The sequence below is a fragment of the Chryseobacterium capnotolerans genome, from assembly GCF_021278965.1.
Taxonomy (GTDB): Bacteria; Bacteroidota; Bacteroidia; order Flavobacteriales; family Weeksellaceae; genus Chryseobacterium; species Chryseobacterium capnotolerans.
Genome location: NZ_CP065589.1, coordinates 1,498,511 through 1,519,384, shown reverse-complemented (window position 1 = coordinate 1,519,384; position 20,874 = coordinate 1,498,511). Strand labels below are relative to the sequence as shown.

At 35.4% G+C, this 20,874-nt stretch carries 21 protein-coding genes; all 21 read right to left on the bottom strand.

The features are described from left to right. Positions 1 to 147: 147 nt before the first annotated feature. Positions 148 to 1,035, bottom strand: a complete 888-nt coding sequence (locus H5J24_RS25515) for a serine hydrolase (protein WP_283250764.1) — start codon at positions 1,033 to 1,035, stop codon at positions 148 to 150. Between the two features lie 2 nt (positions 1,036 to 1,037). Then, positions 1,038 to 1,574: a serine hydrolase domain-containing protein gene (locus tag H5J24_RS25510; RefSeq protein WP_283250763.1), complete on the bottom strand. Its 537-nt coding sequence runs from the start codon at positions 1,572 to 1,574 to the stop codon at positions 1,038 to 1,040. Positions 1,575 to 1,579: 5 nt separating this feature from the next. Next, complete coding sequence (locus H5J24_RS07045; RefSeq protein ID WP_068943785.1) at positions 1,580 to 2,566, bottom strand: WG repeat-containing protein; 987 nt, start codon at positions 2,564 to 2,566, stop codon at positions 1,580 to 1,582. A gap of 47 nt (positions 2,567 to 2,613) precedes the next feature. Continuing rightward, entirely contained in the window at positions 2,614 to 4,041 is a 1,428-nt protein-coding gene (gene purB, locus H5J24_RS07040) for an adenylosuccinate lyase (RefSeq protein ID WP_068943786.1), read from the bottom strand. A 463-nt stretch (positions 4,042 to 4,504) separates the two neighbouring features. Continuing rightward, the gene (locus H5J24_RS07035) at positions 4,505 to 4,936 is read right to left on the bottom strand and encodes a hypothetical protein (RefSeq protein ID WP_232816166.1); all 432 of its coding nucleotides are present in this window, start codon (positions 4,934 to 4,936) and stop codon (positions 4,505 to 4,507) included. A gap of 1 nt (position 4,937) precedes the next feature. After that, complete coding sequence (locus H5J24_RS07030) at positions 4,938 to 6,092, bottom strand: RHS repeat domain-containing protein (RefSeq protein WP_068943788.1); 1,155 nt, start codon at positions 6,090 to 6,092, stop codon at positions 4,938 to 4,940. A 499-nt stretch (positions 6,093 to 6,591) separates the two neighbouring features. Continuing rightward, a complete protein-coding gene (locus tag H5J24_RS26165; RefSeq protein WP_141395744.1) occupies positions 6,592 to 6,741 on the bottom strand; it encodes a papain fold toxin domain-containing protein in 150 nt (49 codons plus the stop codon). 21 nt (positions 6,742 to 6,762) lie between these two features. Further along, on the bottom strand, positions 6,763 to 7,008 hold the full coding sequence (locus H5J24_RS07025) for a hypothetical protein (RefSeq protein ID WP_232816165.1): 246 nt from the start codon (positions 7,006 to 7,008) through the stop codon (positions 6,763 to 6,765). 179 nt (positions 7,009 to 7,187) lie between these two features. Further along, positions 7,188 to 7,658 carry an RHS repeat-associated core domain-containing protein gene (locus H5J24_RS07020; RefSeq protein WP_232816365.1) on the bottom strand — a complete coding sequence of 157 codons (471 nt, stop codon included), beginning with the start codon at positions 7,656 to 7,658 and terminating at the stop codon, positions 7,188 to 7,190. 212 nt (positions 7,659 to 7,870) lie between these two features. Next, positions 7,871 to 8,488: a hypothetical protein gene (locus H5J24_RS07015; RefSeq protein ID WP_068943791.1), complete on the bottom strand. Its 618-nt coding sequence runs from the start codon at positions 8,486 to 8,488 to the stop codon at positions 7,871 to 7,873. A gap of 9 nt (positions 8,489 to 8,497) precedes the next feature. Continuing rightward, positions 8,498 to 9,295 (bottom strand): hypothetical protein, encoded by a 798-nt coding sequence (locus H5J24_RS07010; RefSeq protein ID WP_068943792.1) that lies wholly within the window; start codon positions 9,293 to 9,295, stop codon positions 8,498 to 8,500. A gap of 231 nt (positions 9,296 to 9,526) precedes the next feature. Beyond that, the gene (locus H5J24_RS07005; RefSeq protein ID WP_068943793.1) at positions 9,527 to 10,141 is read right to left on the bottom strand and encodes a hypothetical protein; all 615 of its coding nucleotides are present in this window, start codon (positions 10,139 to 10,141) and stop codon (positions 9,527 to 9,529) included. After that, positions 10,125 to 11,261 carry an RHS repeat-associated core domain-containing protein gene (locus H5J24_RS25900; protein ID WP_346729989.1) on the bottom strand — a complete coding sequence of 379 codons (1,137 nt, stop codon included), beginning with the start codon at positions 11,259 to 11,261 and terminating at the stop codon, positions 10,125 to 10,127. Before H5J24_RS25900 ends, H5J24_RS07005 begins: the two co-directional genes overlap by 17 nt. An 8-nt stretch (positions 11,262 to 11,269) precedes the next feature. Continuing rightward, positions 11,270 to 11,674, bottom strand: a complete 405-nt coding sequence (locus tag H5J24_RS06995; RefSeq protein WP_068943795.1) for a hypothetical protein — start codon at positions 11,672 to 11,674, stop codon at positions 11,270 to 11,272. Next, entirely contained in the window at positions 11,671 to 12,105 is a 435-nt protein-coding gene (locus H5J24_RS06990; protein ID WP_232816164.1) for a hypothetical protein, read from the bottom strand. The genes H5J24_RS06995 and H5J24_RS06990 overlap by 4 nt, the downstream gene beginning before the upstream one ends. A 161-nt stretch (positions 12,106 to 12,266) precedes the next feature. After that, positions 12,267 to 15,353 (bottom strand): DUF6443 domain-containing protein, encoded by a 3,087-nt coding sequence (locus H5J24_RS06985; RefSeq protein WP_232816163.1) that lies wholly within the window; start codon positions 15,351 to 15,353, stop codon positions 12,267 to 12,269. Between the two features lie 8 nt (positions 15,354 to 15,361). Then, the gene (locus H5J24_RS06980; protein WP_232816162.1) at positions 15,362 to 16,366 is read right to left on the bottom strand and encodes a hypothetical protein; all 1,005 of its coding nucleotides are present in this window, start codon (positions 16,364 to 16,366) and stop codon (positions 15,362 to 15,364) included. Further along, a complete protein-coding gene (locus H5J24_RS06975) occupies positions 16,272 to 17,045 on the bottom strand; it encodes a hypothetical protein (protein WP_232816161.1) in 774 nt (257 codons plus the stop codon). The genes H5J24_RS06980 and H5J24_RS06975 overlap by 95 nt, the downstream gene beginning before the upstream one ends. A 49-nt stretch (positions 17,046 to 17,094) precedes the next feature. Further along, positions 17,095 to 18,168, bottom strand: coding sequence for a hypothetical protein (locus H5J24_RS06970; protein ID WP_232816160.1), 1,074 nt, complete (start codon positions 18,166 to 18,168; stop codon positions 17,095 to 17,097). Between the two features lie 13 nt (positions 18,169 to 18,181). Then, the gene (locus tag H5J24_RS06965; RefSeq protein ID WP_068943798.1) at positions 18,182 to 19,804 is read right to left on the bottom strand and encodes a T9SS type A sorting domain-containing protein; all 1,623 of its coding nucleotides are present in this window, start codon (positions 19,802 to 19,804) and stop codon (positions 18,182 to 18,184) included. Between the two features lie 604 nt (positions 19,805 to 20,408). Next, positions 20,409 to 20,822, bottom strand: a complete 414-nt coding sequence (locus H5J24_RS06960; RefSeq protein ID WP_068943799.1) for a hypothetical protein — start codon at positions 20,820 to 20,822, stop codon at positions 20,409 to 20,411. Positions 20,823 to 20,874: the final 52 nt, after the last annotated feature.

Sequence of the window (20,874 nt, the reverse complement as noted above, 5' to 3'; positions counted from 1 at the left end):
TTTATTTTTTCTTTTACTTTTTCTGAGTTTCAGAGTACCCATTCTCCTATTTCATCCACATTGACTGGTCTTTTAGAACCATCATCCATTCCTAGATTATGGAGTACAAATTTACTCTTTTTACTTTCTTTTTCCTCAATCTTTTTCTTATAATACCAATGCCAGATTATTATCTTTGGTTCCATCATTATTGGATGCGTTCTTAGGAGCATCCATCCACCCTTCTTTATTCAGTACAAATTTAAAAGTGTAGGTTTTTCCTTTTTCAAATTTTGATACCGGAATCTCTAATTCATAATGGCCTTTATCTTTTTTAATCATCTGATATTCTTTGTTTTCGGAATTCCAGTCATTGAAACTTCCAGCTAATGCTACGGTATGAAGGAGATTAGCATCCAGATTCAAAGGATGTCTATAAGTGAAAACAACTTTATTATCTTTTACCGCATAGCCATATACCTGCTTTTTATCTGAAATTGTGGTAAGATCCCCTACCAGACTTGAGGTACCATTATACAGTGCGGTAAATGTTTCAGGACCATTGATATTTACAATGATACACACTCCAATGTTTTGCTCTGGAAATATAGTAAACAAGGTATTTATTCCATAAGATCCTCCATGTTTAAATCCTCTTTTCCCGTATTCTGTAACCATTTGTCTATCCCAGAAATACCCAAACCAGCCTTCTTTACTGTTGTCAATATTCCTTTGAGACTCCTGTACTATTTTATTTTTGGAATCCAGCTCTTCTTTTAAAAACTGCATCATATCTCCCAAGGTAGATTCAGTTTTTGAACCTCCGGATCCCCACAGAAGACTTGTTGAAACGGGCATCAGTCTATAATTTTCGTGATATCCATTGGCTTGAACTTCACCTTTTCCAAGTCCCAGTTTGGTATGATTCATCCCGTTTTTTGAAAAGATATTTTCTTTCAAAAGGGCTTCATAACTTTTTCCATATATATTTTCCAACATAAGACCTGCCATTTCAAGACTTAAATTACTGTATTTATATTCTGTTCCCGGTTTCATTCCTAATTTGACACCTGCCAGATCTTTTTAAAGTCTTCTTTTGTATATCCTTCATTGAGCTTCTCGTAAAGAAAAGGGGTTTCATCCGTCATGTTTTTTCTCAGCTCATCATCAGTAGGAAGATTTCTAGGCAAGGCTGTTTCATAAGAAATTAAGTCGCGAACTTTTATAGGAACTCCATTATATTCTAAGTTAGGGTAAGATCCTTTGAGGTATTTACGTACATCATCATCAAGGCTTATTTTCCCTTCCAGAACTGCCTGAGCCAATAATTGTCCTGTAAAAAGCTTTGTAACAGAAGCTATGGCGAAATACGTTGTATTGTCAGCTTTATTTCCTTTTCCTTTGTCTATTTCACCAAAGTGCTTGGTGTAGACTTTTCCGTCTTTAATAATTCCAACGGAAACGGAATATGCTTTGGATTCTTTTGCTACTTTCTCAGCCGCTGCATCAATGATAGAGTAAACTGTTTTATCGTTTTGTGCATGGTTCTTTGCAAATGCCAAAGCAAAAATAAGTATGAATATATTTTTTCTCATTAAGTTTAATTCTGGTTATTTTTGAATTTATTCGGGTTATTAGAATGTTTTTTTTGGTACTCTTCGGCCTGTTTGATTTCCTTTTTCAGCCATTTTTCGAAAGGAATCATTTTATCTTCATAATTGGTAGTAAAAACGCTTTTCCCGTCTTTTGTCACAAAAAATTTCAGATCATCAAATGCTGCTAAGTTTGTTTTTTCATTATCATAAGTATTGATCTGATAATATGGAAAGTTTTCCTGTGGTCTTTCTACTATTTCAAAAAGCAGTTTTTTTTCATCCTCGGACATTTCATTATAGACATTCACATAATGAACTGCTGAGATTATTTTATTGTATTTTTCAAAGAATTGAAGAATACTCTTTTCTTTTTCACTGTATTGAAATGGATATGGATAGTATTTTCCTTCAAGATCAAGATCTTTGTCGGAATATTTTGTAAGGGGCTGAACAGTTTCTCCTTTGCTATTCATCACTCCCCAGGTTCCGCCTACGATACTTTTATGCTCATCTTCTGTTTTTTCCCAGTCACATCCGTCACAAAAGGATGCATAGCCATAATTGAAAGAGGAAACAAAATCATGTTTGGGTTGAATAACTATTGTTCCGTTCCTATCTGCAAAGCCTACTTTTCCATTTCTCACCAGTCTTCTCACTCCTTCTGAAAAGTAATCTGCTCCATTATCGAATAAATAAGGTTTATACAAAAATTCGCCTTTTCTGTCATAAACATATCCAAAGGCATTTTTTTCATATTTGTCATTTCTTTTCACACCAGCAAAGAGAATGGTTTCATTCCCCATTCCTTCTTTTACCCGTTCTCCATCTTTAATTCCGGTATAATCTCTAAACTCTGCCGGTATGATAATCTTCCCAGCTTGGTTTTTCACACCAACTAAAGAATCTTTAGATATAAAATACCTCAATACTTCTTTCTTCTGAGAGAAAGCCAGTACAGGAATCATGGTAATCAATAAAAGGATTTTGTTCATGGTTGGATGTAAAATAAAAAATGCAGCCCAAAAGGCTGCATATTGTTTTATACTTTAAGATCAGCTTCTAATCCTATCAAGTCTTTATTCTGGTCTATAATCGGCTGCACTTCGTTCTTGACAAATTCTTCTGTCTGAATTGGTGCGAACCCGATAAAGTTCTTCGGATCTAAAACTTCTTTTAATTTTGATTTATCTAATTTTAAAGAGTCATCGTTTAAGATTCTTTCGATTAGGTCGTTTTCTTTTCCTTCTTCCTTCACTTTCTTGGAGGCTTCCATAGAGTGAACTCTGATTACTTCGTGAATTTCCTGACGGTCACCTCCAGCTTTCACTTCTTCCATGATGATATATTCTGTAGCCATGAAAGGAAGTTCTTCTTCAATATGTTTGTTGATTCTGTTCGGATATACTACGATTCCGTTCATGATGTTGTTCCAGATCAATAGGATGGCATCAACAGCCAGGAATGCCTGGGGAATTGTTAATCTCTTGTTCGCAGAGTCATCCAATGTTCTTTCAAACCATTGTGTAGAAGCTACCATTGCAGAACTCGTCGTTAAAGACATTACATATTTTGCCAATGCTCCGATTCTTTCACTTCTCATTGGATTACGCTTGTAGGCCATTGCGGATGAACCGATCTGGTTTTTCTCGAATGGTTCTTCAATTTCCTTAAGGTTTTGAAGTAAACGTAAATCGTTGGTGAATTTATGTGCAGATTGAGCAATATTCCCTAGTAAAGCAACTACTTTAGCATCAATCTTTCTGTCGTAAGTCTGACCTGAAACTCCAAAAACTTTTTCGAATCCGAATCTTTTTGAAAGTTCTTTATCTAAATGTTTTACTTTTGAATAATCTCCATTGAACAGTTCAAGGAAACTTGCAGCCGTTCCTGTAGTTCCTTTTACTCCTCTGAAACGCAGTGTTTCAAGGAAGAAATCTAATTCTTCGATGTCAAGAACCAAACTCTGTAACCAAAGGGTAGCTCTTTTTCCTACGGTTGTTAACTGAGCTGGTTGGAAGTGGGTAAATCCTAATGTTGGAAGGTCTTTGTACTGAATCGCAAAATCTGAAAGATTTTTCATTACGTTCACCAACTTTTTCTTCAGGATTAAAAGTCCATCACGGATCTGAATTAAGTCTGTATTGTCTCCTACAAAAGCTGAAGTAGCTCCCAAGTGAATAATTCCTTTTGCTGAAGGCGCCACATCTCCATAGGTGTGAACGTGAGCCATTACATCATGACGGAATTTCTTTTCATATTCTGCTGCTTTATCGAAATCGATATTTTCAGCATTCGCTTTTAATTCAGCAATCTGTTCGTCTGTAATTTCAAGGCCTAAGTCTTTTTCGATCTCTGCTAAAGCGATCCAAAGCTTTCTCCAGGTACGGAATTTGTTATTGTGTGAGAAATTAAACAACATTTCTTCACTGGAATAGCGCTCTTCCAATGGATTTTTGTAGGAATTCATTCGTTCTTTTACTTTTTAGATGCACAAAAATACGATTTTTCAGTGAGAGATGAAAATGTTGGTTTTATGATTTTTGTGGTGGCTGAATGAAAGGTTGAGGAGTTTTTATTGTCTTATTATCGATTTCTTTATATTGGTAAATAGAGCTAATTGTTAATAAAAACTGCCACACGAAAAGGATTCGTGCGGCAGCTTGTGAAACCACTTCAAGATATAAACTATTGATTTAACACAATTATATTACTTCTCAAGTTTCCCGTAAAAAATTCATATTTTTTTAATTCTTGCTTTTGTTTTTCCGTAAGATAGTTGTAAGTATCTGAATCAATACAAGTAGAAAGCATTACTTCAATCTTCTTACCCCAATCTATTGGATAATAATAATAAATATATTTTTGATTTGTTATGTTATCAAAGTTAACAGCAATTTGAAATTTAATTTTTTGCTTAGATTTAATAAATACTAGATTATTATATAAATAATAATTTTTTTTGCAAAATCTAAATCTGAAATTTTATTACTTTCATCCCATTTTTTAATAAAATCTAAATATTCATTATTAATTTCTTGTCTTTCTAGTACAATTCTATTAAAATTATTATTTTCTGACACTTCAATGTTATGAATACTGCCAAACATGTTTTCATGTTCATTTTCTACTAATAGAGTTAACCCAAAAGAAGGATATGGAAATTCATAATCAACCATAGAACATTCATTCTCAAAATGAGGCTTTAAAGATTTTAAATCTAGAGGCAAGAGAATATCTTTCGCACCCTCATTATAAATGATTACATCAGCTTTTTTAAGATTTTTAGAGTATTCCCAAGTTATTTTAACTTGAGAATTACAAATATTATGTAATAAAAGGAACATGATTATTAAATTTTTCATATTATTTCAGTTTCGAGTTATATATAAAATTCCAAGCCGATTTTAATTCATATAGATATTTATTTACCATATCAATACTTTTTTGACTATACCCTAAGCCATTTGGCCCATAGTAAAACTGAGCTGCTTCAAAACCTGAACGTTTCCCATATCTATCAGAGCCCAACTGTATTTCCCACGATAAAGCCATCACTTCTTGGAAAAAATTAAAGGAACTTGTAGTAGTTTTTGAGCCTTTAGATTGATGGGTAATTTCATTAAATTTATCACTAAAAAATAAATCTGCAAATGAATGATTCATTTCATGTCCTAAAGTAAAAGCTAGTTTTAAAATATTCTGAGCATTATTCATATTAATCCATACTCTTTGGTATTCAGCCTTATTTGCACAATTTCCACCTGTATTATCAATAAATTCTACTTTTGTTATTGCAAAAAAATCAGTTAAAGCAGGAACTTTTTTTACCAAAGTATCGATATCATTAAATTTTGCCTGAGTATTAGCAGGATCATCCCATCCAGCTTTTTTCAACTGTTCTACCATAGAAAACAAATTCCCTACACTTCCGCCACCTCCAAAATAACTGAAAGCAAATCTAATTCCTTCAGGAGTATTGAAAGATAATGCCCCTCCTGTACCATCTCCTTTTTGCTCCGATCCAAAACCACCTCCATCATTATTCGCAAAATACATCCCATGAGCTCCCCCCATTCCATTATAGCCGGATAAAGATGTATTAGGATCGTAATTTCCATTAAAAGCTGAGTGTTCTCCATACGTTTTCCTTGGAGAGTTTCCATCAGGATCTATAAAATTAACAGGATTGTTAAATGCATAATTATAAGGAGAATATCTTCTCATTGCCTCTGCAAGTGGATCCACAACACCCCATCTTCCCAGATCAGGCATGTACATTCTTGCACCATAATCATACATCTCCGTTTCCTGTACCTCTTTGCCATTGTATTTGTAGGCATTATAGCTTCCTAAACTGGATAGGAAAGAGTTCCCGATATGGTTTAGCCCAAAAGGATAATAGTTGTTGGTATCGGTAACTTCAAGAACGCCTGCGCTGTTTTTGGTAAAGCATACCCTCGTGTTTCCAAGGAGGCCTTTGTACTGGTAAATATAGATAATTGTTAATAAAAATGCCACACGAAAAGATTCGTGCGGTAGCTTGGGAAGTTTTCTGTTACAAGGATGTGAAGACTACGGTAGCCTTCCCAATTTCTGGAGTATATGGGTAGCCTTCTCTAAAAAAAGTAAGTCTTCATTTGTACTGGTAAATATATATAGCTGTTAATAAAAATTGCCACACGAAAAGGATTCGTACGGCAGCTTGGTAAGTTTTATTTTTCTTTTTAAATAAATTATATTCTCTAAAAAAAATATCAATAGAGTTTAAATTTTCCCTTTTGCTTATTATATCTATAAAATCAGCCCAAGTTGTATTGTTTTCAAGACTAAATTTATTCTGTAACCATATGTAAAAATTCGATCTAAAATCATCTTTAAAACTCTTGTCTTTAGCATATTCACTCACAAAAAAACCTCCTAAAAAAGTTTCTAAAAAAATACATCTTTTTCACGAAAGTAGATTTGAGGTCTTCTCTCAATATATTGTAATAATTCTTCTATATCCATAATAAACTAATTAAAAAGATTTTATAATTGGTGGACGCATTCCTGGAAACACTACTCCTAAATCACTGATCCATTGACTATAGGACAGACCTTTAGGGAACATATTATCATACACCATATTTCCCACTTTTACTCCAACATGGTCTCCATTTGTAGAAATAGTTTTACATAATCTTTCTGACTAAATAAATCCAGTATCTGATTTTAAAACAACCATTTCTCCTTTGATTCCTTGCGCAGTCATTCTTTCTACTAAATCTGAAGCAAAATCTTTACACATATTTAGTTGTTTTAGAGAAGAAGGCATTGCATCAATGATTGTATTAATACTACCACCCTTAATTTTTGCCATTGCTGCTTTTGAGAGAGCTTTTCGTTCTAACCCTTCAGCAGCTACCTCAGGATTAATAAAGATCATAGCAGCCATGCCAATATTTTCTCTTTCTTCAGCATAGGGTCCGACCCCCATATTTCCAATTGCTGAATAGGGATCAGCATTTCCAAATAAAACAGCATTAATAATAAGCCAAGTTGCGTCAGTTTTTTGTGAAAAATCAGATTCTGAAATTTCCTCAGCAGCACCAATATCTAAGCGTCCTTTTTTCTTTACTCCGAATATTCTATCAAAAAAACTACCAACTTTACTCCAGAAACTTGGTCCGGTATTCTCTTTTTATGATTTTCTCCTTCTCCTTTTGTATGAACTCCCCAGACATAGCCAGCACCAGCATCATTCGCAAAATACATCCTCAGAGAACCTGACATTCCATTATAACCGGATAAAGAACTATTAGGATCAAAATCTCCATTAAATGCTGAATGATCTCCGTGAATATCTCTTGGATTGTATGGAGCATTCCCATCAGGATATATATAGTTGACAGGATTATTAAATGAATAGTTATAAGGCGAATGTCTCCTCATTGCCTCCGCATAAGCATCTACAACTCCCCATCTTCCCAGATCAGGCATATACATTCTTGCTCCATAATCATACATCCCCGGTTCCTGCACCTCTTTGCCATTATACTTATAAGCATTATAGCTACCTAAACTAGATAGGAAAGAGTTCCCGATATGGTTTAATCCAAAAGGATAATAATTGTTGGTATCGGTAACTTCAAGAACGCCTGCGTTGTTTTTGGTAAAGCTTACCCTGCTATTTCAAGGTGGTCTTTGTACTCGTAAATATAGATAGTTGTTAATAAAAACTGCCACACGAAAAGGATTCGTGCGGCAGCTTGGGATAGTCTATTATGAGCTAGAATTTCGCGCCAGCAAGGAAACTATCATTTCTTAAAAATCTTATAAATTATGGGGCTTAGTCCTGCTGAAACCATTAAAAACAATCCTAAATTTGATATATTCAATTTATTTGGATACATTATCATTAACATTAGCCATGTTAGCATTATTCCAATCATTGTATAACCATAAATCTTAGATAATGTAGTATTGTACCAATTGTATTCAACAATCAAATCATTACTTCTTTTTTCATTCTGCAAAGTAATAATTTCAATTAATTCATTTTTAAAATCTAAGTAATTTCCACTATCTTTTTTAGGAACGTTTAAAAAAATTTTATAGGACTTAAAAACTAATCTACATCCGTAAAATTTTTCTGTTTCGCTAAAATTATAATTAGAAATATCTATGAGATCAATTTTTTTATTGTTAAAAGAAATGTAATTATTGTCTAAGATAATATTATATGTAATCGTACAATTATTCTTAATTAATAAAAAGCTAAAAGCCGTCAATACAAAAAGTACAATCGCAGGAAAAACCTTTGGATTATAATAAAGAGAAGTTAACACGGTTAATGATATTACTAAAACAAAAGCTAGAGCCATGTACAATACTAACCTCTTCATTGAAAAATTTTTAAATTTATATTTTTTCATTTAACTTATTTATGGATACCAAATTGTAGATTTTCTACCTATACTCTTATCTAACTGATCACTTACTCCAAACATATAATCTGCTACTCCATAAATTGCAATCCCTGCAAGGATGGCTGGAGCTACTGCAACTATAGCAGGAGCTGTAGCAAATGTAGCAATAGCTGTAACACCTAATAAACCAAGATTTACAATTGAATGAGCATCCCAAGTATCAGTTCCAAATTCATATAAAGTTACCCCAGCAGTTAAAGCTGTACCAACATAACCTAATCTTTTAGAAATTTTACCTACAGATTTCATAAATCCTTCGGTTGATCTTAAAATTTTTCCTGCTCTAATACCGCTAACTGCTGAAAGAAACGTTGAAGCGTTTATTTTGTTTAAATTGGATAATTTATTATACTCATCTATTATCATATTAGCATTTCCTAATTGTCCATTTAAATGTTTTTCTGTGTCTTTGAAAAAGTCTTCTGTTTGATATTTCATTAATTTTTTACTCATTCCTTCCACATTGTTAAACATTCCTATAAAACTATTATTTAATTTTTTTAGTATATTTAACTGGCCCACACCCTTAACTCCAGTATTAGGATCTGTATAATCTGTCCACCATTTCCAGGTCCCATTATTATTCACAAATTCTGCTGTACCACCATTGTAATACGCTGTCATGATATCTCTATATACCTGCGTTTCACCAAAAGTGGCATAACCAGCGCCAGGATCACTCGCAAAATACATCCCATGAGAATCACCCATTCCATTATAGCTGGATAATGAGGTGTTAGGATTATAATCCATTCAAAGGAACGAGCAAGACGCTCGCACCGGCTGGAGGATTCCAAAAATAGAGCATTGTAAGAACAATGCTCTATTTGTCATCAATATAGAGAATTATCTCTATCTTTTATCCTCACCATATATTTTTTTAAGGTTTCTATTTGTTTCGCTTTTTGTAAAGAATTTTCTCTTCCCTATTTTGCTATAATTATTGGAGCATAGGGGTCGACCTGATATCTTACTCTTTATAATCTACAGAAACTTCTTTATTAAAGAACCCAAAATAAATAATACAATTCCTGTTATACAAATTAATCTGAACAATCCTAAAATAAGATTAGTAACCTCGCTTTTATTTGAACTTTTATCATTTTTAACTGTAATTTTCTCAAAAAATAAAAGCTTAAAATACTGTGAAACATTAGGAGAAAAGTTGATCTTTTTCAGATGTATAGCATTATCTATCTCTTCAAAATTTTTATAATGAAGTCCCATAAGTTTAAAAGATGTTTTATTTTGCTTATCAACCAAATAAACTACCTTATAGCTTCCAGCACTTCCAGACTCTGTAAGAATAATTTTCCCTATATAGTTTGTAATATTCAAAGTTTTACCAAAAGGTTGTAAAATCGAATAATATATCAACTTATCCTCTTTGATTTTTATCCATTTTATATGCTTAAGATAATTAATAGAAAAAATGAACAATCCAACAAAAAACAATAATATTAATACATATTTAATTTGGAACGAAAAATTTTTCAATATTTTAAATATAAAAATCAATCCAAAAATTGTCCAAACAAACATAAATATCCCCCAGAAAGTGGACATCCCTGAAAATTTACTTTTAATATAATCCATCATACATTTCAAAACTTATACTTTGTCCAACACTGCTTTCATCTATCACATCTGAAAGAGTTTTAAACCCATTACCATTTAAATAATTAACTGCACCTGTTCCCATATCTGCTACAAACCATACCCCGGCAACAATAGAACCAACCCCTGTGGTAGAAGCCCCAAGCATAATTCCATTAATATAATGAGATGCTTTAACCTCACCAGACATCGCAATATCCGCAGCTAACAATACACCTCCGGCAACCGTCAATTTTGTCCCCAAATTCCTTGCTCCTTGAAAGCCCTTTACTTGCTGCCCTCTCCAATACTTAGCACCTGGGTTTTTCCATTTGTTTTGCCATGCAAAAGAAGTTCCTCTTGTTTTAGTCTGATGCCATAATTCATTATACTTAAAGAATCCACTCCTTGGTATATTTGCAGTAGCTCCTGCTCCTATTAAGGTGTTCCCCCACCATGATGTGCTAGATAAGGTCTTAGCAAAATCAATCTTATTATCACTATTTAATCCACTGGTACGTTTCAACATATTTAATGTTCCAACTCCTGTAACTCCAGAATCAGGATCTGTATAATCTGTCCACCATTTCCAGGTCCCATTATTATTCACAAATTCTGCTGTTCCACCATTGTAATACGCTGTCATGATATCTCTATATGCCTGCGTTTCATCAAAAGTTTTACGTTCCCACCCAAAACTACCTCCGCCATCATTCGCAAAATACATCCCAAGTGAATTTCCCATTCCGTTATAGCCAGATAGAGAAGAATTTGGATCGTAATCTCCATTAAAAGCAGAGTGTTCTCCATATGTTTTCCTTGGAGAGTTTCCATCCGGATCTATGAAATTAATCGGGTTATTAAATGCATAGTTATAAGGAGAATGCCTTCTCATAATTTCTGCATAAGCATCTACTACACCCCATCTTCCCAGATCAGGCATATACATTCTTGCACCATAATCATACATCCCCGTTTCCTGAAGTTCTTTACCATTGTATTTGTAGGAATAAAAACTTCCAGAATTTGAGGTTCCAAAATCATTGTTTCTGATATGGTTTAACCCGAAAGGATAATAGTTATTGGTATCAGCAACTTCAAGAACGCCTACGCTGTTTTTAATCTAACTTATTATTCATTATCGTGTTTAATATAAATACTTAATTTTCCATCATTAAGATTTGACTCCTTAAGTAATTTAAGGACATTAAATATTAAAAATATTAACCGTCCGATTTCTGAGCTTCTGTAATCAATTTTATAAACCTTTGTATTTAATTTTATTTTTTCATAACGTGATGAATATTTTTGAAGTTCTTTTTCAGTAGGTTCTTTATACCATTTATTTAATATTTTAATTAAATAAGCTTCTAAAAGATTGTATAAATTATTTATTTCATCATTTGATATAATTAACATCTTCCTTTCTTGAGTTTTATCTAAAAATTCAAGAAAAAAGAATGAAAATAAATAATAGGTCAGATTAGAGTCTATTTTTACTTCTGAATTATCATTTTTTAAAATTATTTCTTTCATTTAGGTAAAATATGTTTAATTACTTGGCCTTGTGAGTTATATATCTTTAAATGTGCTTTTGAGACATTTATATTTACAGCTTTAAAAATATCTAAATAAGTATTAGCAATATCATAGCCTGGCACATAATGACCTGATAAATTATTTATATTAACGATATTACCACCTCTTATTTTTATTTCTCCTGCTGCAAAAACATCGGCACCTTTTGATAAAAAAGTGTGTTTTCTTCCAAGTAAAGTTTCTCCTGATTGAGTTACTACAAAATCAAATGTCCCAGAGGCTTTTGTTCCACCATTCATTATAACTTTACCATTTACTATCGATCCTAATAACTTTCCTTCTGTACTTATAGGCAAGGTATTTTTCAATAACGTTCTTTCTATTCCTTCAGCAGCAGCCTCTGGATTAACAAAAAGCATGGCAGCCATACCCAAATTTTCTCGCTCTTGGGCGTAAGGACCTACACCTGCATTTCCAATTGCTGAATAGGGATCAGCATTTCCAAATAAAATAGCATTAATAATAAGCCAAGTTACGTCAGTTTTTTGCGAAAAATCAGATTCTGAAATTTCCTCAGCAGATCCAACATCTAAGCGTCCTTTTTCTTTCCTCCGAATATTCTATCAAAAAAACTACCAACTTTACTCCAGAAACTTGGTCCGGTATTCTCTTTTTTAGGATCTTCTCCATCTCCTTTTGTATGAACTCCCCAAACATAGCCAGCACCAGCATCATTCGCAAAATACATCCCCAGAGAACCTGACATTCCATTATAACTGGATAAAGAACTATTAGGATCAAAATCGTCATTAAAAGCTGAATGTTCTCCATAAACATCCCTTGGATTGTAAGGTGCATTTCCATCCGGGTCTATAAAATTAACAGGATTATTAAAAGCATAATTATAAGGAGAATATCTTCTCATTGCCTCTGCATAAGCATCTACAACACCCCATCTTCCCAGATCAGGCATATACATCCTTGCTCCATAATCATACATCCCGGTTTCCTGTACCTCTTTGCCATTATATTTATAAGCATTATAGCTTCCTAAACTAGATAGAAAAGAGTTCCCAATATGATTTAACCCAAAAGGATAATAGTTGTTGGTATCTGTAACTTCAAGAACGCCTGCGCTGTTTTTGGTAAAGCTTACCCTGGTATTTCCAAGATGGTCTTTGTATTGGTAAATATAGCGGTTTTCAGCGAAACTGTAGAACCCTTCTGCTGTAACCACAAAATCAAGTTTCCATTCAGGAGTTGTCACAATAGGACCATTAATTCCCTTATAAGCCTGTGCTTCATAGGCTACTCCCAGCCTGCAGGTGATACAGCTTCCCCCTTCCTGGTACTGGTATTGAAAACCATCCAGATAATCCGTTATACTGGTAATATCTAATCCCCCTTTTCCTTCCCGTTTAGAATGCTTTGTTTTTCTCAGTTTGGTTCCATCGGCACGATACAAGGTATTGATATTGGCATTAGCCATTACCCCAAGAGAATTTTCCGTTACAGAAAACTGATTAGGCAGATCCAGGAAGTTATACCCAATAGATTGTATTCCTTTATCCAGCATATCTTTCATATTCCCGTTCTGATCGTAAGTGACAAGGTTGTTGCCGCCTTCATATCCGGTTTCATTCAGTGCATTTTCTATTACTCTGTTTAAACGATTTCCGGAATATTCGTATACAAGGTCATCTACCTGAGTGGCTGTATTTCCTGTTGCCGGAAAAGCGTTTCGCTTTAATGTGGCAATATTTCCGTTCAGGTCATAGGTCAGGTGTTCATTGTAATAGTTGTTAAACGGAGCGGTAGCATTAGGCTCTGTATAAACAGCATCTTTCAAACGACTAAGACCATCGTAGGAATAAGTATATCTTTTCAGTACATTTTCAGAAGCATTTTTCCAGTCTACTTCTGTAATGGTTCCATTATATTTTCCGCCTGCAATATTGGAGTATACCGGATTGTTGTATCTGATCTCATACCCGAACAATTTCCCGTTAAGGTTAGCAGGATCATTGATCTTAGTAAGCCAGCCTCTGATATTATAAGTGTAATCCATCACCTGAAGCGGCTGAGCGATATCTGTCCCCCCTACTTTCTTGGTTTTTACCTGCGAGAGCTCGTTATATTCATTCTGAGCCAGGATCTCCTCAGGGTTGTTATCTATTTTATGCTTATGTACCAGCAGCCTATACTGATTATCGTAGGTAAAGGTCTGGGTAATTACTTTTTCAGTATCGGTAGTCAGCCTTTTATGATACACTTTGGTCTGTTTGGCAGTTCCTGCAAAATCCAATTCGGTTTCAGTACGGGTATAACCGCCCAAATGATTGATGGATTGTGAGCCGATAAGTCTTCCATTGGTATCATACCAGGTATAGCTTTTTGTCCAGTTATCATCTTCTATATTTTTAACAAAGGAAGCTACCGGAAGGCTTTGGGTGGTTCTCAGACTGCTTCCCTGGCCAGGCTGGTTCAACACCTTCTGATTGATGATCTGTGAAGGTACTGCTGGAGATCCTGCTGGATAGGTGTCATAATAATTGACACTTAGCACCTTAAAGTTAGCAGTAGGGTAGGCGCTGTTGTTGGTGTAAAAAACATCTATTCCTGAATTATTCCAACTTGAAGTACTTCTTATTTCATAATTTGTTCCATGTGCCTCTATTACCGCTGCTTGCTGAATCCTTCCAGGTGGGCTATTCAGAATTCCAGTGTAAATAGGTCTTGAAAACTGATCGTACTTTGTAAACAGCCATTTATCCTGCGACCTTAAATTGGCATCCTGGGTCAGAATCACCCTGCCTGACTTATCATACACCATATATTCCCAACCTTTTCCGGGAACTTTTTTCTCTACCAGCCTGTTCCAGCCATCATAATGGTACTGATAGCAAAGTTCATCCTGTTTGATGGTATTGGTGGTAATATCTCCCCTGATACTGGCCAATGGAGGTAACACAAATGCCAACTGGCCATATTCATTATACACATAATAAGTATCTGCATTTTCTGAAGCATTGACCTTTCTGACCAGAATAAGCTGCCCTTTATTATTTTTAAACTGAATGGTTGTATTGCCATCTTCATCGGTTACGGAACTCTTATGCAGCTTCGCATCGGCATATACTCCATCTACTCCCAAAACAGCTTCTCCAGCGCCCTCTTTCCAGGTGCTTATGGTAAATTTCTTCACGCCATCTGCGGTGGTATTGGCATCATAGCCTAAATTGACGGGCTTACTGCTCCAGTCATTTCCTATCTGGATCTGCTGTAACACTTTGTTAATCGGTGAGTTTTCCAGGATACTTTCCGAATAGATTTTCTCTGCACCATATACGGCAGAGGCATTGGAAAGTGGTGAGGTATAGATCGCTCCTTCCTGGGTGCCCTGTTGGGGAATAGGAAGGTAGTTTTTCACCTGTCTTCCAAAATTATCATATTCTATATGAGAGACAATGTCTTTGCCGGAGGGTGAGCCTTTGATGGCAATGCCCTGCACCACTTTTCCCCAGCTGTCAAAATACTGGATGCTTTCTGATTTTTTGGTACAGTCGTCATTCAGACAGGTGCTGTTATAAATATAGTTTTCGGTATTGGTAAGCCCTGTCTGTGCGGAAAACAGTGATACAAACAATACTCCGAATGTGTTGAGAATCTTTTTCATGGTTGTGTTTATTGTTTATAGTTATACTGATATTCACTTACTTTTTTAGGTACTTCGACTCCACCTGCATCCAGATCTATCCTTTTGGTCGTTTTAAGTCTTCCGGCGTTGTCGTACTCATATACTTCTTTCATTCCTGATGGAGAAGTCATACTGGTAAGACCGATAGGCGGATCATAGGTATAGGTCGTAACAGGATATTTGGCTACAGTAGGATTTTTCCTGAAAGCTTCCAATGCCTGAACCAGGAGAGGTTCTGAATTAGTAGTAGCATGGTCTGCATTGGAAGTCCTAATGATATCAGCAGTGTATGGAGATACTTCTTCCAGGGTAGCGCCTTCTATTTTGGCAATAACCAGGGATTTGTTGTACCCATAGATCAAGGTAACAGGAAGCCCCGTGATTCCTCTGTATTGCACAAGGTTACCCAGGTTGTTGTAAATTTCCATTTTCATATCTTCCCGGCTCTCCCCCAAACTATTAACAGAAACCACTGAGGTAGGCAGTAAAGAGGGCGCTGCAAATTTTGTAATGGCTTTGGCAACAGGTTTTCCATTCTTCTTTTCTTCTACTATAACCGGACTGTCTACCATATAGGCAGCTTCCAGGTGGCTGTATTCCGGAAGATTTACAGGATAAGTCATGAATTTTTCCATCACATCACCATCTGCTTCCGATTTGGAATACACCGGCTTGAAACTGATTCCTTCAAATTGGGTTTCGGAAGAGGTTTCCATCTTTTTACCACCAGGATAATAAACAGTACTCTTATTCGTTGTTTTTTTAACATAAGCCGGTTTAGAAAATATTTTTCCACTCCCTGCATTTAACGGATATTCATCGGTTGAATAATAATCCAGATCATAAGTGGTTTCTTCAGAGGCTAAAAGGGTATTCTGCTCATTATAGATCTCCTTTTTAAAAGGCAGTCCTTGTTTGGTGATCCTGTAATAAGGCCAGAAATAAATAGGATAAAGCTGATCCCCCCCCACTTTGATATTTAGGAAAATCATTCGCTGTTAAAAACCTGTTTTTAACATACCCTTTTCCTGTTTCAAATACTTTTACATTGTTGTAGATGATATAAGATGAGCTGGCATTAGACTTATCTCCTTCACTATAGAACTCATAACCGCTGGTACTGTTGGGAAGGTCAAAGGATTCATACTCATAGTTAATAGTACGCTCAGGACTAGTATCAGTATTGTTTTTATAAAATTTAATATTTTTTATTCTCCTTCCAGTAGCTGGAGCCGCATTTCTATAAGGTCCAGGCTTAAAGGCTCTGTCTATTATACCAAAATTTCCCGATCCCTTTGTTCCTATCACCGGAATAATTTCCAGTGTATAATTTCCGGGATAATTGGTAAATTCATACTGTTTCCCAACGAACTCTTTAGTAGATACTTTTATTGATCTTATTTCTACATTATCACGTTTTAATTTAAAGGTAAGGCCATGCTCAACTGGTGTTGGAATAGAAGGAAAATTAGGATCGCCAGGAATGCCTGGTCCTTCTTCACGTGGAGGACGAGTATATTTGGAAACATGCAGAAAAAGCTTATACTTCCTTTCTTTTGCAGCATCTCCCGGAATAGTAAAATTATAGACCAAATTCTGCTCAGAATCTAAAGGAGTAGTAAATCTTGAATATTCATATTGAAAATCTGGATTATAATCATATCGATCCAAATAGTCAAGATAAGCTGGGGCATTAAAATCAAAAAACTTTTCATTATTTTCATAGACATATTCTGTAGTCCCCCCCCGTAGGAGAAATCATTTTACTTAAATTCCCTCCAGCGTTATAAACAAAAGCGGTCTGTTCAATTTTCTTTCCGTTTTTATCATTTTTCCTTACATAATTCAGCATTCTCTTTCTGTCAGCCACTTTATCAGGCTGATTAGCAATGCTGTAATTGAATTCATAAGAATAAACGGTTTCACCAGCAAGATTTTTCACCGTTATCCCCTGTAAGCTATAAGGATCATTAACCGTTGTCTTTAGGGCTTCATCATATGCATAATTTAGTTCAACAACTCCATTAAGAGTAGAGATTGTTTTTAGCTTGCTAGATTTAATGTTGTTAAATTCATCATACTTGCTATCGTATGTCATAGAAGCTACTTCTCTACCCAAAGGACTCATAATCCTGGTCAGAAAATAGGCAGGCTTATAGGAAAACGGCAAATCACCCGCATAACTTCTGCATTTATAGTATCCTTTATCAAATTCATTAAAGAAATACTTGTAGCCATTGTCTGCAGTAATGGTAAAACCATCTGCTTTAAAGGTAGAAAGATTGGTATTATCCCTCGTATATTCTATTTTTAAATGGTCCGGAGTAAGATTAATGAGGGAAAAGGTATTGTTAGCTACATCCCTTTTTATTCTGAATTTCCCGGAACCTCCCGGAAAGTTGTAATAATAGAGGTCATCAAACTCATTATTAACATGACCTTCCAAATCAGGTCTGTCAAAACATTCATCCAGCTTATCAATAATTTTTTTATAAATCACTCCGGTTCCGAAAAAAGACCATCCTGCCGCAACATCACTTACTGTTTGGTTTTCCGGGTGATAACCTAAACTTAATGGATATTGAATTCCTTTATCCACCAAAGGGACATTCAAAAGGGGAAGACCAATTTCCGGAAGGCCACTGGCTAACGAAACCGGCATATCTGAATATTTGGCCATAGATGCCATCGCCGGAGAGGCAATAGGCCTGTTTCCAACATCATTTCCTATTCCGATTTGTGAGTAATGCATACTGGCAGCTAGTAATGCCAGTGTTACCATATACTTTTTCATGATTAATGTTTTTTTACTTTTTAATCAGCTTTGCATTCGCTGTTTTATTATTATCAGTTTTTATCGTCACTAAATAAGCACCCTGCACCAAAGCCTGAGTATCAATCTTAGTCACCCTGTTCTTGGTTTTTAAGCTCTGAAGTTGTCTTCCGCTCATATCATACAGCATAATATCAGCTTCTTTAAAATCAAAGCCGATTTCTACATAGGCATAGTCTGATACCGGATTCGGGTAGATCTTGATATCATATTTAGCAATCAGATCACTCACCTGCTTGTCACCCAGCTTTACAATCTTCCAGTTTTCTTTGCCTAATTCTTTGGCACTGGTTCCGGCTAATACAATGGAACCGTCTCTGTTTAATTTCAGGTCTGAAAGCCGCTCTTCTTTCTGTCTGGATTCTCCTGCGACGTGTTTTCTCCACTGCTCATTGCCATTTGCGTCCAGATATAGCATCCAGAAGGTCTCATCATCTTTTTCTAATCTTCCTTCAGCTTGGGTGTAGCCCCCTAATAAAATTCCTTTTGAAGACTTGTCATCTGAAGAATGAATCACACTCATTCCCATGAGGATATCACGGTTTTTGAAGTTGTAGGATTTCTGCCACTGCTCATCACCTCTTTCATTCAGTGAAATCAGCCATAGGTCTGTGCCTTCTTCAATGCCGACGGTTTTGTTTCCGGATCTTTCGGATCTCGATTCACCGCCAATGATATAGCCGTTTGAAGTTAAAGCCAGGGTTCTGATATGATCGTCTCCTTTCCCTCCAAAGTTCTTTTCCCATTCTACTTTTCCGTTTTTGTCCAGTTTGACAATCCAGTAGTCGCCTTCACCGAAGTTGTAGCTTTGTTTTGAGGCAGCAGATATCAGGTTTTGGGTTGCAGGATTTCCAGTCGAAGATTTACTTTCAGGATTTCTAACCCCAGAATCCTTAACCTCGGAACTCCTGGAATATATTCCCAATAAGGCTCCGCCATCTCTTGTTGGAATCATTTTTTCTACTTCATCCAACCCTTTTCCACCTATGATCAATTGAGAGAGTTCTTTTCCGTCTTTGTCGAGTCTTGTGATCCAGACATCTTTGGAACCATAGCCTTTGGAGGAGTTTTGAACATTTCCGGCAATAAAGAAGCCTAGATCTGTAGTTTGGATCACTGCTTTGGCTTCTTCATCTGAAGCGGTTCCCAGAGTTTTCTGCCATAATTCATCCCCGAATTCATTGATTCGGATCAGCCACATATCAGATCCGCCTTTGGAATCCTCTTTCTTATCCAGGCCTTTTCCTGAATATGAAGTTCCGGCTACAAGAAATCCGCCATCCTGGGTAGATACCGTGGCAGAGAGATAATCATGATTATTTCCTGAGAAATACTTTTCCCAGGCCTGTTCTCCCTGTTGGTTAAGTTTCACCAAATGGAAATCATAACCGTTGTTCTGCTTACTTCCAGCCTCCAGCTTCCCACTTCCTGACTGTATAGAACTTCCTGTGATAAGGTATTGCTGATCGATTGTTGTGGTCACCTGACTTAGAAAATCCTGGGTAGAGGATTGGATATCTTTTTGCCAGAGAACTTCCTGGGCAGACAGTCCCAGAATGGTGCATAGCGTACATGCACTAAAATAAAGTTTTTTCATTCCCGTGTTGTTTTGAGTTGAGTATTAGTCTTTTCAAATTTTTGCAAATTTAAAATTTTTTACATTACACAAGTCATATTTATGTGATTTAACATGAAATATTTCCATGAATAAAGACCCTTCATTGCATTTGCATCATCCTTCATTGATCATACAAATCTACTACGGCATAGCGACAGAACCTGACGTATTTTAACAACCCAATCAAAAATTCTTGAAAAAAGTAAATTAATCTCTGACTTAATTTTTGAGATGGCTTTTTCATTTTAGGTTTTAACTAAAGTGATATACATTTAAGACATCTTCGATCAATTAAGATAAGAATGATAGTTACTATTGATGTTAAAATAAAAATAAGCCATAGATACTTAACAACAATATCATTTATTACTCATTACTTATTACTCATAAAATAGCCCCGATAGAAACGGTTACCCCGCAGCATGGAGTTGGCCCTTTGGCTACGCTCAGGGCAAGGGAGATGGCGTGAGGAGTATGAGTGGATAGCGGGATCAGGCTCCTGAAAATATTTTAAGATCTGAGATCTCAATTCATAAAAAAACCACCCTATTCGAGTGGTTTAATTTTCTTAGAAAATATCATTTTATTGATAGATTACTACATCATCTTTTTTAATCTGGTAGCCTGTTTTTTTGTAAGGTGTTAATACATAGGTCTCTTTAATATAGCTTCCACTTTTCCAGATTTTACTTTTTCCTTCTCTATCAAGGAGAATGCTTTTTGCGTTTCCCTCCGGAATAAAAACTTCTGCCTGCTTCATATCTTTACTAAAAATAACAGCCGTCATAGTAGTATAGCTTTTATCTGAGCCAACTTCTTTTAATTTAATTTTCTGTGCGAAAACCTTTATACAATTATTTCTGAGTTGTGAATACGTATACCCCGCAGAGCCTATACAACCATGAACATCCCTATCACCTCCCAAAACAGGGGCTTTTTGTTGGGCTAAAGCTAAAGATCCCAGGAACATCATGCTCAATAAAATTGGTTTTTTCATATTTAAATTATTAATGTTTTCAGTTTGGTAAAAGTATTTTGGAAATAAAGAT

Bases quoted from the DNA above. Each gene is read 5' to 3' on its own strand.
- H5J24_RS06970 (WP_232816160.1), bottom strand. From the start codon at position 18,168: ATGAAAAAGTATATGGTAACACTGGCATTACTAGCTGCCAGTATGCAT.
- H5J24_RS07015 (WP_068943791.1), bottom strand. From the start codon at position 8,488: ATGAAAAAATATAAATTTAAAAATTTTTCAATGAAGAGGTTAGTATTG.
- H5J24_RS25510 (WP_283250763.1), bottom strand. From the start codon at position 1,574: ATGAGAAAAAATATATTCATACTTATTTTTGCTTTGGCATTTGCAAAG.
- H5J24_RS07005 (WP_068943793.1), bottom strand. From the start codon at position 10,141: ATGATGGATTATATTAAAAGTAAATTTTCAGGGATGTCCACTTTCTGG.
- H5J24_RS06965 (WP_068943798.1), bottom strand. From the start codon at position 19,804: ATGAAAAAACTTTATTTTAGTGCATGTACGCTATGCACCATTCTGGGA.
- H5J24_RS07045 (WP_068943785.1), bottom strand. From the start codon at position 2,566: ATGAACAAAATCCTTTTATTGATTACCATGATTCCTGTACTGGCTTTC.
- H5J24_RS07025 (WP_232816165.1), bottom strand. From the start codon at position 7,008: ATGGCTGCTATGATCTTTATTAATCCTGAGGTAGCTGCTGAAGGGTTA.
- H5J24_RS06960 (WP_068943799.1), bottom strand. From the start codon at position 20,822: ATGAAAAAACCAATTTTATTGAGCATGATGTTCCTGGGATCTTTAGCT.
- purB (WP_068943786.1), bottom strand. From the start codon at position 4,041: ATGAATTCCTACAAAAATCCATTGGAAGAGCGCTATTCCAGTGAAGAA.
- H5J24_RS06995 (WP_068943795.1), bottom strand. From the start codon at position 11,674: ATGAAAGAAATAATTTTAAAAAATGATAATTCAGAAGTAAAAATAGAC.
- H5J24_RS06985 (WP_232816163.1), bottom strand. From the start codon at position 15,353: ATGAAAAAGATTCTCAACACATTCGGAGTATTGTTTGTATCACTGTTT.
- H5J24_RS06980 (WP_232816162.1), bottom strand. From the start codon at position 16,366: ATGATTTTCCTAAATATCAAAGTGGGGGGGGATCAGCTTTATCCTATT.
- H5J24_RS07010 (WP_068943792.1), bottom strand. From the start codon at position 9,295: ATGGATTATAATCCTAACACCTCATTATCCAGCTATAATGGAATGGGT.
- H5J24_RS25515 (WP_283250764.1), bottom strand. From the start codon at position 1,035: ATGAAACCGGGAACAGAATATAAATACAGTAATTTAAGTCTTGAAATG.
- H5J24_RS07035 (WP_232816166.1), bottom strand. From the start codon at position 4,936: ATGAAAAATTTAATAATCATGTTCCTTTTATTACATAATATTTGTAAT.
- H5J24_RS06990 (WP_232816164.1), bottom strand. From the start codon at position 12,105: ATGGCTGCCATGCTTTTTGTTAATCCAGAGGCTGCTGCTGAAGGAATA.